This window comes from Rhodococcus sp. ACT016, from assembly GCF_050477185.1.
Taxonomy (GTDB): Bacteria; Actinomycetota; Actinomycetes; order Mycobacteriales; family Mycobacteriaceae; genus Prescottella.
Genome location: NZ_JBEAET010000001.1, coordinates 524282 through 538281 on the forward strand (window position 1 = coordinate 524282; position 14000 = coordinate 538281).

Genomic DNA, 14000 nt, shown 5'->3' on the forward strand with positions numbered 1-14000 from the left:
GAGTGTGACGGTCGATCAGTCGGTGCTCGACTGGATGCTCGACCGGCGCACCGCGTGCCTCACCGACACGTTCACGGCGATCACGCACAGCGGCGGCACCGTCGCGGTGTTCCTGATCTCCGCCGTGGCGACGATCGCGCTGCTGACCCGCCACCGGACCGCGGAAGCCGTGATGATCGCCGGGGCGATGCTGTCCGGATGGACGGCGATGAGCCTGCTCAAACATTTGTTCGCTCGCGAGCGTCCGCCGCTGCCGGACCGGCTCGTCGACCTGGACTCGTACTCGTTCCCGTCGGGGCACGCCATGATGTCCGCGATCCTGGCGTGCGTGCTGGGGGCGGTGGTGGTGCGGGCCGTCGCTCCCGGGATCCGCCGGATCGGGTTGCTCGTGCTGCTCGGTTGCTACACGCTCGCGGTCGGGATTTCGCGGGTGTACCTGGCGGCCCACTGGCTCACCGACGTCCTCGCCGGCTGGGCGTTCGGGGTGGCGTGGGCCGGGCTGTGGATCTGGGCGGTCAGCCGCGGAAGTGCACGTTCGACACGCACCGAAAGCGTGTGAAATCCATCACCGGACGGAACCATCCTGTCCGACCGGTCGTTTCCCTCAGTCGAGCCCGCGCTGTGCGCCGCGCTTGCCGCGCCGGGCCGCGCTCCGCTGGACCAGGAACAATCCGAAACCCACGACGCCCAGGGCGGTTCCGGCATAACAGACCGGTAGCGCGGCGCTCCACCGATCGCCCGCGAGCAGGACGACAACGGTCGCCACAATCCAGGCGGCGGTACCGATTGCGACCACCGGACGCGGGTCGGACAGGCGTTGCACGAGCGTCGGGGTGCTGTGGATTTCGGTCACACGATTAAGTTACCCGCGCGTCGGTGCCCTAATCTGCCAGGTGCGACCCCCACATCCCGGCGATTGGACCGAAATACGACATGGCGGTTACCGAGAAAACCCCCGAGCCCACAAGGCAGTCGGCGCCCTCACGGTTGCTCGACACCTACTTCAAGATCACCGAGCGGGGCTCGACCGTCAGCCGGGAGGTCCGCGGTGGCCTGGTCACGTTCGTGGCCATGGCGTACATCGTCGTCCTCAACCCGCTGATCCTCGGTAGCTTCTCCGCCGACGACGCGGCCGCCAAGACCGACGTGCTGGGCAACATCCTGCCGGTCAACCAGGTGGCCGCCGTCACCGCGCTCGTCGCAGGCCTGATGAGCATCCTCTTCGGCATCATCGCCAACTATCCGTTCGGCATCGCCGCGGGTCTCGGCATCAACAGCCTGCTGGCCGTGTCGATCGCGCCGCAGGTGACATGGCCCGAGGCCATGGGCCTGGTCGTCATCGACGGCCTCATCATCGTCGCGCTGGCCGTCAGCGGCTTCCGCACCGCCGTCTTCAACGCGATTCCTCGGGAACTCAAGGCCGCCATCGCGGCCGGCATCGGCATGTTCATCGCGTTCATCGGCCTCGTCGACGCCGGCTTCGTGCGCCGCATCCCCGATGCCGCCGGCACCTCCGTCCCGGTCGGTCTCGGCATCAACGGTTCGATCGCCGCGTGGCCGACGGTCGTGTTCATCTTCGGCGTCCTACTCATGGGTGTCCTCGTCGTGCGCAAGGTTCGCGGTGGTCTGCTGATCGGCATCATCGTCACGACCGTGCTGGCCGCGATCCTCGAGGCGGTCTTCCACATCGGCGCCTCGAAGGGCGTCGACCCCAAGGGGTGGAACCTCAGCGTGCCCGCCGTGCCCGACATCATCGCGCAGCTGCCGGATCTGAGCCTGGTCGGCAACTTCAGTCTGTTCGGCGCGTTCACCCGCATCGGTGTCCTCGCCGCCAGCCTGCTCGTCTTCACGCTGGTGCTCGCCAACTTCTTCGACGCGATGGGCACCATGACCGGTCTCGGTAAGGAAGCCGGCCTCGCAGACAAGGACGGCAACCTGCCGGGCATGGGCAAGGCGCTGGTCGTCGAGGGCGCCGGCGCGGTCGTCGGCGGCGGCGCGTCCGCGTCGTCGAACACCGTCTTCATCGATTCCGCAGCCGGTATAGCCGACGGTGCCCGCACCGGCCTCGCGAACGTCGTCACCGGTCTGCTGTTCCTCGCCGCGATGTTCCTCACCCCGCTCTACTCGGTGGTGCCGATCGAGGCGGCCGCCCCGGCTCTGGTCGTGGTGGGCGCGTTGATGATCGGTCAGGTGCGCGACATCGACTTCAGCAAGTTCTCGATCGCGCTGCCCGCGTTCCTGACGATCGCCGTCATGCCGTTCACGTACTCGATCGCCAACGGCATCGGCGTCGGCTTCATCTCCTACGTGGTCCTCGCGGCCGCGGGCGGCAACGCCAAGAAGGTGCACCCGCTGCTGTGGTTCGTTGCGGCGCTGTTCGTCGCGTTCTTCACCGTCGGCCCGATCACTGACGCCGTTACGTGATTGACAGGGCGCGAGTTCCCGTATTGTTTGGATCTGTGACATCGGATACTCGCGCCCTGGCCAGCGATCTCTCCCTCGCGGTGGTGCGGCTGACACGCCACCTGCGGGGGCGGCGAAGCGAGGCCCAGGTGTCGCTGACGCAGCTGTCGGCGCTCGCCACGCTGAGCGCCGAGGGCTCCATGACGCCGGGTGCGCTCGCCGCCCGTGAGAAGGTCCAGCCGCCGTCGATGACCCGGGTCATCGCCTCGCTCGCGGATCTCGGACTCGTCGATCGCACACCGCATCCCACCGACGGGCGGCAGATCATCGTCTCGCTGTCCGACGCCGGTCACGCCCTCATCGAGGGCGAGACCCAGGCCCGCGAGGCGTGGATGACCGACAAGCTGTCGCATCTCGACGACAAGCAGCTCGAGACGCTGAACGACGCCGTCGCGATCATTACCTCCCTCGTCGAGAACGACTGAACTGAAGCGAAAGAACCTGGGCCCGAACATGTTCGGGCCCAGGTTCTTTCGTTCGTGGTGGTGAAGTCAGAAGGTGCTCGGAAGACCGGGGCGGTGGACATCCGCAGCGCGTGCCTCCACCAAGACCGTGCGGGGTTCCAGGACCTGGCCGCACTCGCTGCATGCGAATCGTGGGCTGAATTCGTCACCACACGTGGTGTGCGCGAAGGTGATCGCGCTCCCCTCGGGGGACGGGAACCATCGCTTGCCCCACGCGATCATCGACACCACGACCGGGAAGAATGCCCGGCCCTTCTCGGTCAGGTGATAGGTCACCCGGTCGACCCGTTCGGTGCTCGGAGATTCGCGTAGGACACCGAGTTCGGTGAAGGTGCGCAGTCGATCCGCCACGATCGTCGGTGACGCCTGCATCCGTTCGGCGAAGTCGCTGTAGCGTCGGGCGCCGAAGAATGCGGCACCCAGCATCGAGGCCGACCACCGGTTGCCGAGGAGTTCCATGGTCTGCGGAAGCACTCGTGGGGGGCGCGCGGCGCCGCTCGATCGACGTCGGCTCGAGGCCGCGGGAACGCAGCGCGACCAATCGCCGCTCGGGCCCATCTCGGCGACGACGTCACGTGCGCCGGCCGGATGCCCACACGCGACGCACTCGAGGCGCGGCGCGAAGTGCCGATCACACGTGGCGTGCCGCATGAGGGGGAGTACGCCTCGATCAGGAGCCCACTGCAGCTCCCAGGACCACACCGACAGCAGGATCGACCACAATTCCTGACCGCAGGTGGTCCGCCGGTACTCGTACCGGGGCGGCTTCTCCTGATAGCAGAGCCGGTCGAACACCCCCGCGTCGGTGAGTGCCGCCAGTCGTGAGGACAACACGGCGTGCGAGATAGCACCTGCACGCATCCAGTCGCTGTATCGCTTGGCTCCCTCGAAGGAGTGGCGCAGGATCCACAGGTTCCACTCGTCTCCCAGGAGTCCGACGGCCACTGCAATGGAGTTGTCGCCGCCCGGGGCGAGCATGCGCCCAGCGGTCGGAGTCGCGGACTCCGCGTCGGGTGCATGCTCGTCGGACATCCCAAGAACTATAGTCCGGGGCGATCGAGCCCCATCGCCTCCGCCGGGTCATCGCTCGTGCGCCATCGGGGCAGTGCCGAACCCGGCGCCCACGTGGAATGTGTTCCGCTGGAGATGCGCTCCGGCAACCGGATCCGCGCCACCGGGCCGTCCGCGACGCGAGCGGCGTCGAACACCAGACACTCCGACAGATCCTCCTCGATGTTCGAGACGATCGTGACCAGATAGCCGTCGTCCTCGTCGGTGGCACCGATACGCGGTGCCATCGCCGTCTCGCTGCCGAACACGCCGTCGCCGAACGCGTAGCGTTCTTCGTTCCCGGTGACGGTGTCGTGCTTGACCAGGCCGTCGAACAGGAACCAACCGGGGAGGCCGGTCGCGGCGTAGGTGTAGCGGTGGGGGCGACCGGCGTGACGGGAATTGATCATCCCGAACTCGGTCACGGTCTCCGAGAGTCGTTCCTCCCGAACCTCTCCCGTGCGCAGGTTCAACCGCCACCGATGCAGGTGCGTGCCCATCCGGTCGAGGGCCAGGAAGCGGAACATCCGCTGGTAGATCCCGCCGTCGCCGGTGTCCTCGGGTTCCGGGTTCTCCTGATGGAACCCCTCGAGCACGATCTCGTCGCCGACCTCGTAGGCGTTGGTCCAGTGCAGGACGTACGTGGGCGAGGCCTCGAACCAGCGGATCTGTTCGGAGGTTCCCCGCCGCGGGATCACCCCCAGCCGCAGCGGGATGTCGGGATGGAAGCGTGAGACGTAGCGACCGGCCTCGAGCGCCTCGGGCAGCCAGAACAGCGGGCAGTCGTTGAGGATCGCGTAGTTCTCGGTGAACGCCATGTCGTGGGGGAGACGTGGCCCGGGCAGTTCGATGTCCACGTAGTGGGCGAGTCGGTCCTCGGAGTCGACGACGCCGTAGTGCATGTACGGGGCGTCGGTGCTGTAGTTGAAGAACAGCAGTTCCCCGGTGTGGTCGTCGACCTTCGGGTGTGCCGAAACTCCGACGCTCGTCGGGAACTGGCCGTTCCACGTCGCCTTGCCCACCGTCTCGAGCGTCGTCGGGTCGAGACTGTAGAGGTCGCCGCACTGCCAGAAACTGGTGAGCGCCATACCGTTGTGCACGACGACATCGGTGCTGGACGCGTCCTTCATCCGGCCGCGAGCGCCCCAGCCGTCCTGACGGACCGAGCTTTCGGGATGCTCGGCGATGCCGGCCCACAGCGGTCCGGCGGCCGCCTGCTCGGCCAGGAAGCCGTCGGTCTTGACGAAGCGGTTGCGGTAGAACGCCTTTCCGTCGCGGAAGCCGACCGCGTGGATCATGCCGTCGCCGTCGAACGGGTGGTAGCGGCCCTCGAGGGCCGGGTGTACCGGATTCTCGGTGTTGCGCAGGTAGACCCCGTCGAGGTCGGCGGGCAGTTCGCCGACGACGTCGAGATCGTCGGCGCTGCGCTCGACGGTCTGCGGGCGCCACGCGCCAGTGCGGTACGGGTGGTCGTCGTCTGCGGGCAGCGTCGTCAGGGCGCGCCCGAGCACCTCGATCTCCATGTGTTTCTCCTCTTCGCGATCAGTGTCCGACGACGAAACTTGCTGTGGTCGAGGTGCTTCCGCCGAAATTCAACATCGCGGCTCGGCGTGCACCGTCGACCTGGTTCGCTCCCGCTCGGCCGGTGACCTGGCGGTGGCAGTCCAGCAGCATCCGCACACCGGTCGCGCCGACGGGGTGCCCGACGCCGAGAAGACCGCCACTCGGGTTCATCGGGATCCGGCCATCGATCTCGAGGTCGCCCGCCTCGACGGCGCGCCAACTCTCCCCGGGTGGCGTGATGCCGAAGTGGTCGATGGCGAGATATTCGCTGACCGTGAAGCAGTCGTGCGTCTCGATGAGGTCGAGGTCGTCGACCCCCGATATCCCGGCGCGGGTGAAGGCGTCGCCGATCGTGTCGCGGACGTGCGGGAACACGTACTTGTCGCCCGCGCTCCGCGAGAACTTCTCCGCCAGGGGAAGCCCCACGGTCCGGTGGCCCCAGCCGAGAATGCTCGACTGGTGTGCGGTGTCGCGCTGCGCGGCCGGGTGGTCGGCGCGGACCAGGACCACGCCGGCGGCGCCGTCGGTGAGCGGTCCGCAATCGGCCTTCCGGAGTCGGCCCTCGACCGGGGGATTGGCCACCGGGTCGACACTGAACGACGCCGCGTTCCGATCCCAATCCCGGGTCTGGGCAAGGGGGTTGCGGGCCGCGTTGCGCGCGTTCAGTTCCGCGATGGCCCACAGGTGCCGGTCGTCGAGGCCGTAGCGTCGGTCGTACTCGTCGGCGACCTTGCCGAACATGTACGGCCACATGAACTTTGCGTCGGTCCCTTCGCGGCCGGCCCAGGCGGCCGTGCCCATGTGCCGGGCTCCGAGGTCGCCCGGGACGGTCTTCTCGAGTTCGGCGCCCAACACCAGGGCGCAGTCGTAGCGGCCGGACTCGAGATCCGCCATGGCAGCGAGCAGCGCGAGCGATCCCGATGCGCAGGCCCCCTCGTGCCGGGTGGCGGGGACGCCCCACAGGCCGGGGACTACCGAGGGCGGCATGGCTCCCAGGTGGCCCTGCCCCGTGAAGAGCTGACCGAAGGCATTGCCGACGTGGACGACGCCGATGTCGCCGGCCTCGAGTCCGGCTTCGGCGAGAGTGCCCTCGACGACCTCGCGAACCAGGTCGGCCACATCGAGGCCCTCCCGCGTGAGGTTTCGTGCGAAATCTGTTTGGTAGCCACCGATTATTCGAATCGTGTCAGTAGTCATGAACGCCGCTCTCTCCTGAGGTCTTGCGGTTCCGTGGGGTCCAGACTACAACTAACAGAGTGATGCATACCACTCAACTGTTGGAAAGGCCGGTGGTGACATGACGCGGGCGTTGGTCTTCGACGCGGTCCGGCTGCCCCGGGGGCGGGTGCGCCGCGGCGGCGGCACCCTCGCGCAAATTCCGCCTCACGCGCTGTTCGCGCAGCTCCTCGCCGCCCTCGAGCAGCGCGGTCTCCACCCCGACGCCGTCGACGACATCGTGGTGGGGATCGGCACGGTCACCGGGGAGCAGGCGGGCAATCTCGCCCGTGCCGCCGCGCTGTCCGCCGGCTGGCCCGATGCCGTCGGCGGCGCCGTGGTGTCCCGACTCTGCTGCTCGGGCATCGAAGCGATCGGCACCGCGGCGGCGAAGGTCGTTGCGGGACAGGCCGACATCGTCGTCGCCGGTGGCGTCGAGTCGATGTCGCGCGTGCCGATGCTCTCCGACACCCCCGCGATCGCCACCGACGACGAGCTGGGTGAGCGCACCGGATTCGTGACCATCGGGGTGTCCGCCGACGCGACGGCCGCCGCGCACGGGTTCACCCGTGACGAGCTCGACGAGTTCGCGGCGCAGTCGCATCGGCGAGCGGCCGCCGCGCCGCCGTCGGATGCGGTGGTGCCGGTGACGCGATCGGGCGAGGTGGTCCTCGCGGCCGACGAGGGCGCTCGCCCCGACGCCACCGCCCAGCAGTTCGCGGAGCTCCCGGCCCTCTTCGGTGACGACCCGGCGTGGGAACGCGTGCTCCGACGCCTCCCGGAGCTGACCGCGCCCGAGCATGGCCTGCACTCGATCGCGACGGCCCCGCAGCTCGCCGACGGCGCGTCGGCCGCCGTGATCGCCGCCCCCGACGCGGCGAACGGCCGGCTGCGCGGGCGGGCACCGGTCGCGGAGATCGTCGCGGTCACGAACCGGTCGGTCCGTTCTCCGCTGCTGAGTGCACCGGTCGACGCGGCGCGAGATGCGCTGTGTCGCGCGGGGATCGGCGCCGACGACCTCGACGTCGTCGAGGCCAACGAGTCCTTTGCCGTCAGCCCGCTGCTGCTGACCCGCGAGCTCGGCCTCGACCCGGACCGGGTCAACCCGACCGGCGGCGCCCTCGCCGTCGGCCACCCGCTGGGCGCAACCGGCGGCAACCTCCTCGTCTCCGCCCTCGACGGCCTCCGCCGCGTCGACGGCGAGCACGCCCTCGTCACGATCCCGGCCGCACTGGGCCTCGGCTCCGCGCTGGTCCTGCGCCGGTTGAGCTGACGTCCTCCCTGCTTCGTCCCCTCTCCAGACACCCGTCCGCCGCCAGGAAGGTAGCCATGTCCGAACTGTTCACCGCGCCCGGGGTTTCCGACCCGAACCAGCGTCGCGTCGTGCTCTGCCACCCGGAAGAGAAGATCCGTGACTACGTGGCCAGGGGGTGGTGGCGGGAAACCACCCTGCTGGACGTCTTCGACGACCGGGTCCGCGCCCGACCCGATCGCGACGCGGTGTCCGATCCGACGAACCTGCCGGACCTGACGGGCATCGAGGCCGAGACGCTGACGTGGAAGGCGATGGCCGACCGCGTCGAACAGCTCGCGGCCCGGTACTACGAGGGCGGGATCCGGCAAGGCGACGTGGTCGTGGTCCAGTTACCGAACTCGGTGGCACTGGTCGCGACGTACCTCGCGCTGTGGCGCCTGGGCGCGGTCGTCAGCCCCGTACCGGTCGCCTACCGGCAGCACGAGTTGTCGAACATCTGCCGCGTCACCGGGGCGAAGGCGATCGCGACGGTGACGCGCCTGCTCGATCGCGAGTTGGCCGCCGAGGCACTCGCTCTCGCCGAACCGGCGGACGGCATCGAGAGCGTGTTCGCCTTCGGTCCCGATCCGGACCCGCGCGCGGTGCCGATGGGCCTGCCGGCGTCGTCCGTCGCCACGGAGGAGTCGCGGCGTTACGTCGACGAACTGGTCCTCACGATCGGTGACCGGATCACGATCTGCTGGACGAGCGGGACGGAGGCCGCTCCCAAGGGCGTACCGCGCTGCCATGCAGACTGGTTCTCGAGTGCGCAGGCGGCGCAGGACGGGCTCGAGACCGACGAGTCGTCCGTGATCCTGAACCCGTTCCCCATGGTGAACATGGCGGGATTTGCGGCGGCGTTCCTGCCCTGGCTGGTCGGTGGCGGGCACCTCGTTCAACACCAGCCCCTCGATCTGCCCGTCTTCCTCGCGCAGATCGAGCGCCACCGGGTCACGCACACCTCGATGCCGCCCGCCATCCTGGCGATGCTGCTCCAGCAGGATGCGCTGCGGGACTCGGTGGACCTGTCGTCGCTACAGCGGGTCGGCTCGGGCGGTGCGCCGTTGCCGCCCAGCGTCGTTCGTCGTTGGCAGGACGAATTCGGCATCGAGGTCCTCAACTTCTTCGGCTCCAACGAGGGAGTGTGTCTGCTCGGCGCGCCGGCCGACATTCCCGACCCTGCTGTCCGTGCCGGGCACCTGCCGAACTACGGCGCCCCGGATCGGGAGTGGGCGACGCGGGTGGCGAAGATGACCTCCGTGCGACTGGTCGACCCCGTCACCGGAGCCGACGTCCACGCCGTCGGTGAGCGGGGTGAGCTACGCCTGAAGGGGCCGAGCGTGTTCGGCGGCTACCTCGAGGGCACCGCGGCGTCGAGTCCGTTCGACGACCAGGGCTACCTGTGTAGCGGCGACGTGTTCGAACTCGGTGGCGAGCGCGGCGAGTACCTCATCTTCGTCGACCGGATCAAGGAGATCATCATCCGCGGCGGCATGAACATCGCGCCCGCCGAGATCGAGGGCCTCCTCATGGGCCACTCCGCCGTGAGCGACGTCGCGGTGATCGGCTACCCGGACGAGGTGCTGGGGGAGAAGTGCTGTGCCGTGGTGGTTCCGGCTCCGGGCGCCTCGGTCGAGCTCGCCGACCTCGTGAACCATCTGCGGGAGCGGCAGGTCGCGTCGTTCAAGCTCCCTGAACGGCTCGAGATCGTCGACAGCATTCCCCGCAACCCGGTGGGCAAGATCGTGCGCCGCGACCTGCGCGAGGCACTGGCGTCACCGTCCGCCTGAGCGCGGTCCATCGGGCCGGACCAGGCGTCGACCACGCCTGGTCCGGACCAACGCCGTCGCTACCTGTCCGACTTGGCTCGCGCCGGAAACACCGTGTAGCTGAGGGTGATCAGGCCCCAGACCCCGAGCGCAACGCTGAGCGTCCGGATCCAGTCGGCGAGCGCCTCGGTGCGGGACGGGTCGTCGACGAGGGCGATCGCGGCCACCAGCAGGCCGCACGCGATACCCCACGCGATCACGGCCTTGCCGAACTCGCGCCACTCCCGCGTCGCACGGGCCATGCCGTACCGAGGCGGCCTCACCGGCGCCGGGCCATCCGCGAAGCGATGGGCGAATCGAGCGTCGGCCCAGCGAATGATGCTGTGCCCGAATGCCACCGAGAACCCGATGTAGGCCGCGGCGAGGCCGTGGCTCCACGACGCCACGCTGCCGCTGTGGAGGTCGATCGTGGTCGCGACCAGCAACACGAGATCGACGAGTGGAGCGCCCACGAGCAGGACGGCGCCGACCCTGGGGCGACGCAGCACGTAGCGGGCGACCAGGCCGGCCGCGAGGAACACCCAGAACAGGACCTCGCACGCGACGATCAACTGCACGATCATGGTCGCCTCTTTCTAGTACGACTGTGTTAGCAATGAAGAAACTAGCACAACTGTGTTAGTTTTGGCGTGTGGTGAAACGACCCGACCCCGCAGAACGACGGGAGGAGATCGCCGACGCCGTGCTGCGGGTGATCCGGCGCGACGGCGTCGGCGCAGCGAGCGTGCGGACGGTCGCCGACGAGGCCGGCATGTCGACCGGCTCGCTCCGACACTTCTTCGGCACCCAGTCCGAGTTGCTGCTGTTCGCGATGGAACTGGTGACCCGGCGGGTGTACGAACGGATCGGGCGCATCGAGTTCACGGGGGATCCGCGGACCGACGTCCGCATCCTCGCCGAACAGTTCGTCCCGCTCGACGACGACCGTCGCGGAGAGATGGACGTCTGGCAGGCGTTCGTAGTCGCCGCGCAGACCGACCCCGCCCTCGGCGAGGTCCGCGACCGTACCGACCGGGAGATGTACGAGGGGTTCCTGCGGGCCACGACCGCACTGGACGCTGCGGGACTGCTCACGGCGGGAGCGTCGGCGGAGGTCGAGGCGATGCGGCTGCACGCCCTCGTCGACGGCCTCGCGGCGCACGGCGTCAACCATCCCCATCGGATGGGCGCCGACCGGATCCATGCGGTGCTCGACGCGCATCTCGATGCCCTCCTCGTCGGCGGCGGGAGCGCTCGCTAGCCCCCGAACCGGCATACGGCACGATGGACCCGTGGTTCACGTCATCGACATCGCAGACCCCGCCGACCCCAGGCTCGACGACTACCGCGACCTCAACTCGTCGGATCGTCGGCCCGACCTGCCCGGCGGCAAGGGGCTCGTGATCGCGGAGGGCGTGCTGGTGGCCCAGCGCATGCTCGCCTCCCGATTCACGCCGAACAGCCTGCTCGGAGTGGACCGCAGGTTCGGGGCGCTGTCGGACGATCTCGCGGATGTCGACGTGCCGTTCTACCGAACCAGCGCCGATGTCATGGCCGAGGTCGTCGGATTCCATCTCAACCGGGGCGTGCTGGCTGCGGCCCACCGCCCGCCCGCGCTGGATCTCGAGGACGTCCTCCGCGACGCGCGGACCGTCGCGGTGCTCGAGGGCGTCAACGACCACGAGAACATCGGCTCGATGTTCCGCAACGCCGCCGGCCTCGGTGTGGACGCGATCCTGTTCGGCGCCGCGTGTGCCGACCCGCTCTATCGTCGCGCGGTCCGGGTGTCGATGGGGCATGCGCTGCGGGTGCCGTTCGCGGAGGTGCCGGACTGGCCTCGTGGGCTGAACATTCTGCGTGACAGGGGCTTCCAGCTCATCTCGCTGACCCCGAATCCGTCGGCGGCGCCCCTCGCGCAGGCCATGACGGGGGAGAAGGTCGCGGTCCTGCTGGGCGCGGAAGGGCCCGGACTGACCGAACACGCCATGCGTGCCACCGACGTTCGCGCGCGGATCCCCATGGCGCCGGGCACCGATTCGCTCAACGTCGCCACCGCGGCGGCGATGGCGTTCTACGAGCGCATCCGGACGATGTCGTGACCACGGCTTCCGGACCCGAGCCGACGCCGTGGTCCACGGGCCTGCTCGTCAGCGGATTCGCGGCGGTCTTCACGCTCGTCGCGGTGGTCGCGTTCGGGTCGGCCCTGGCCGGCATCCACCCGTTGCTCGCGGTGGGTTTCAACCTCGTCGTGGTCGGCGGTGCCGCGCCCACCGTGTGGCGCTGGCGGCACGTACCGGTGTGGCGTTGGGCGGTCTACGGGGCGACTGCGGGCGTTGTATCGGGTTGGGCTGCATTGCTTTTCGGGGCCTTCTGAGGACCGTCAGCTCTCTCGACGAAACAGGCGCGAGAACAGCGACCGCCGTTGCGGGCGTTCCTGCTCCAGCTCCTGTGCCTGTGCCTGTGCCTGTTCCTGCTCCTGCTGGCGTTCCGCTTCGGCGCGGCGCTGCTCCTCGATCCGCTGCACCGATTCGGGGACCTGCCCGGCGGGGTAGACGGCGAATCGCGACACCGTGATCGACGAGGGATCGAGATCCTCGCCCAGCCACGCGTAGGGCGCGGCCTCGGCGAACTCGGCCGGGCTGAACGGCAGCGTCTGGGGGTCGGGCAACACGTCCAGCGATGGTTGCGCGGGGTGCTCGCCCGCCCAGAAGGGGCGCTCCCACACCTGGGGTAGCCCGAGGTCCTCCACGATGTGGACCGGCGTTGCGCTGAACGAGCGCTTCAGTTCCGCACCGTCCCAGTGCGCGAAGGCGCCCCACGAACCGGCCTTGGTCACCGGACTGGACGAGGACAGGTAGGTGTGGCGGTATCCGGTCGGGTGGATCCAGTGCTCTACGAGCGACGAGGGGACCGGCGGCAGCGACTCCCCGGTGCGGACCATCGCGACCCCGGGGCAGCATCCGACGACGATCTCTCCTTCGTCGAGATTAGTTGCCTCGGAAAGTAATTCGTCACCCAGGTGTGTCGCGACGAGGCTCGGGTGCAACTGGTCGACGAGTGCCTGCGCGGCCTCGTGGTCGGGCGCCGCGTCCCGCAGTACCGCAGCGGGATCGCCGACGTCGACGTACCAGAGTGTGGAAGCGTTGACCCCCGGCACCGATGTCAGCCGCGCCCGTTGCTCCGAACACCCAGCAGGACGTCGTCCCACGACGGCAGGGCAGGCTTGCCGCGCTTGTCCTTACCGGGGGTGTGCTGCGGTGCGATCTTGGGCTCGGGCTCGGCCTCGTCGACGACGTCCACCTCGATCGCGTCGACCTCGATGATTGCGTCGACCTCGATGATCTCGTCGAACTCGTCGATCTCGTTGGCCGTCAACAGGATCGAAGAATCTTCGGGGCTTGCGTACTCGTGCTCGTGGTCCTGCTCGACGTCCGCCGGACCGTATACGCCCTCGCTCGGGACGGGGGCCAGGCCGCGCAGCGGGCGACCGTAGTCGGGGTCGACGAGCTGGGTCGCGGTGTCGTCCAAGGCGGTGATGGTGCCGCCGTGCGCGTCCGGCTGGTAGCGCCAGTGCGCGGCGTTGGTGGTGCGTCCCGCCTGCCACTGCAACTGGGCCACCCAGTGGCCGTCGTCGTCCTTCCACGCGTCCCACGTCACCGCGTCCATGTCGTGGCCGCGGGCTCGGAATGCCTGCGTGACGATCTCGGCAAGGGTGTGGACGGTGGGGCCGTCGGGGCGGACCGGGTGGCCGGCCTGTGCCATCTCGGCGGCCCGGGAGCGTTCGAGGAGAACCGGATACGCGAAGCGTTCCACTTTGGACAGCGGGACCCCCGCCTCCTCGGCGACCTGCTCGACGGACGCGCCGGCGCGGATCCTTGCCTGGATCTCGCGGGGGCGCATCTGGCTGTCCGTCTCGATCTCGATCTGGCCCAGACGCGCGATGTCGCCGCGGGAGGCGGCGCGGAGCTTGTCGTCGGCCGGGATCCGGAACTTCTCTCCGGTATCGGGATCCGAACACACCACGTGCGCGCCGCCAGGTTCGAGACCGATCACTCGCAGCTCTCGCACGTTTGTCCTCCTCGTCGCGCCGACTCGCGATCACGCCAAGATCGACTGTAATTCATCCGTGACACTCGCGCCGGG

15 protein-coding genes are annotated in these 14000 nt (G+C 69.0%); 8 read left to right on the forward strand and 7 right to left on the reverse strand.

Annotated elements, in window-relative coordinates; genetic code table 11:
* Positions 1–4: 4 nt before the first annotated feature.
* Positions 5–559, forward strand: coding sequence for a phosphatase PAP2 family protein (locus ACQ5DX_RS02505; RefSeq protein WP_430335524.1), 555 nt, complete (start codon positions 5–7; stop codon positions 557–559).
* Between the two features lie 45 nt (positions 560–604).
* Here ACQ5DX_RS02505 and ACQ5DX_RS02510 read toward each other — a convergent pair whose 3' ends face one another.
* The gene (locus ACQ5DX_RS02510; RefSeq protein WP_430331115.1) at positions 605–853 is read right to left on the reverse strand and encodes a DUF2530 domain-containing protein; all 249 of its coding nucleotides are present in this window, start codon (positions 851–853) and stop codon (positions 605–607) included.
* An 80-nt stretch (positions 854–933) separates the two neighbouring features.
* Between ACQ5DX_RS02510 and ACQ5DX_RS02515 the strand changes: the two genes are divergently transcribed.
* Positions 934–2424 (forward strand): NCS2 family permease, encoded by a 1491-nt coding sequence (locus ACQ5DX_RS02515; protein ID WP_430331116.1) that lies wholly within the window; start codon positions 934–936, stop codon positions 2422–2424.
* A gap of 35 nt (positions 2425–2459) precedes the next feature.
* Entirely contained in the window at positions 2460–2888 is a 429-nt protein-coding gene (locus tag ACQ5DX_RS02520) for a MarR family winged helix-turn-helix transcriptional regulator (protein ID WP_430331117.1), read from the forward strand.
* A gap of 66 nt (positions 2889–2954) precedes the next feature.
* Here the strand turns inward: ACQ5DX_RS02520 and ACQ5DX_RS02525 are convergent, their stop codons facing one another.
* Genes ACQ5DX_RS02525 through ACQ5DX_RS02535 form a run of 3 tightly spaced genes read right to left on the reverse strand, consistent with a single transcriptional unit; the run spans position 2955 to position 6737 of the window.
* Positions 2955–3959, reverse strand: a complete 1005-nt coding sequence (locus tag ACQ5DX_RS02525; RefSeq protein WP_430331118.1) for a winged helix-turn-helix transcriptional regulator — start codon at positions 3957–3959, stop codon at positions 2955–2957.
* Positions 3960–3967: 8 nt separating this feature from the next.
* Complete coding sequence (locus ACQ5DX_RS02530; protein WP_430331119.1) at positions 3968–5500, reverse strand: carotenoid oxygenase family protein; 1533 nt, start codon at positions 5498–5500, stop codon at positions 3968–3970.
* A 19-nt stretch (positions 5501–5519) separates the two neighbouring features.
* Entirely contained in the window at positions 5520–6737 is a 1218-nt protein-coding gene (locus ACQ5DX_RS02535) for an acetyl-CoA acetyltransferase (protein WP_430331120.1), read from the reverse strand.
* Between the two features lie 100 nt (positions 6738–6837).
* Between ACQ5DX_RS02535 and ACQ5DX_RS02540 the strand changes: the two genes are divergently transcribed.
* Entirely contained in the window at positions 6838–8028 is a 1191-nt protein-coding gene (locus tag ACQ5DX_RS02540; protein ID WP_430331121.1) for an acetyl-CoA C-acyltransferase, read from the forward strand.
* Positions 8029–8084: 56 nt separating this feature from the next.
* Entirely contained in the window at positions 8085–9839 is a 1755-nt protein-coding gene (locus tag ACQ5DX_RS02545; RefSeq protein ID WP_430331122.1) for a class I adenylate-forming enzyme family protein, read from the forward strand.
* Between the two features lie 59 nt (positions 9840–9898).
* Here the strand turns inward: ACQ5DX_RS02545 and ACQ5DX_RS02550 are convergent, their stop codons facing one another.
* Positions 9899–10441: a hypothetical protein gene (locus ACQ5DX_RS02550; protein WP_430331123.1), complete on the reverse strand. Its 543-nt coding sequence runs from the start codon at positions 10439–10441 to the stop codon at positions 9899–9901.
* A gap of 68 nt (positions 10442–10509) precedes the next feature.
* Between ACQ5DX_RS02550 and ACQ5DX_RS02555 the strand changes: the two genes are divergently transcribed.
* The 3 genes from ACQ5DX_RS02555 to ACQ5DX_RS02565 are packed head-to-tail and all read left to right on the forward strand — an operon-like array spanning position 10510 to position 12231.
* Entirely contained in the window at positions 10510–11118 is a 609-nt protein-coding gene (locus tag ACQ5DX_RS02555; RefSeq protein WP_430331124.1) for a TetR/AcrR family transcriptional regulator, read from the forward strand.
* Between the two features lie 31 nt (positions 11119–11149).
* Positions 11150–11956: a TrmH family RNA methyltransferase gene (locus tag ACQ5DX_RS02560; RefSeq protein ID WP_430331125.1), complete on the forward strand. Its 807-nt coding sequence runs from the start codon at positions 11150–11152 to the stop codon at positions 11954–11956.
* Positions 11953–12231, forward strand: a complete 279-nt coding sequence (locus ACQ5DX_RS02565; protein ID WP_430331126.1) for a DUF2537 domain-containing protein — start codon at positions 11953–11955, stop codon at positions 12229–12231. Before ACQ5DX_RS02560 ends, ACQ5DX_RS02565 begins: the two co-directional genes overlap by 4 nt.
* Positions 12232–12237: 6 nt before the next feature.
* Here the strand turns inward: ACQ5DX_RS02565 and ACQ5DX_RS02570 are convergent, their stop codons facing one another.
* Together ACQ5DX_RS02570 and sepH are read right to left on the reverse strand one after the other, a co-directional pair.
* Entirely contained in the window at positions 12238–13014 is a 777-nt protein-coding gene (locus ACQ5DX_RS02570; protein WP_430331127.1) for a DUF6928 family protein, read from the reverse strand.
* A 5-nt stretch (positions 13015–13019) separates the two neighbouring features.
* A complete protein-coding gene (sepH, locus tag ACQ5DX_RS02575) occupies positions 13020–13925 on the reverse strand; it encodes a septation protein SepH (protein ID WP_430331128.1) in 906 nt (301 codons plus the stop codon).
* Between the last annotated feature and the right edge of the window lie 75 nt (positions 13926–14000).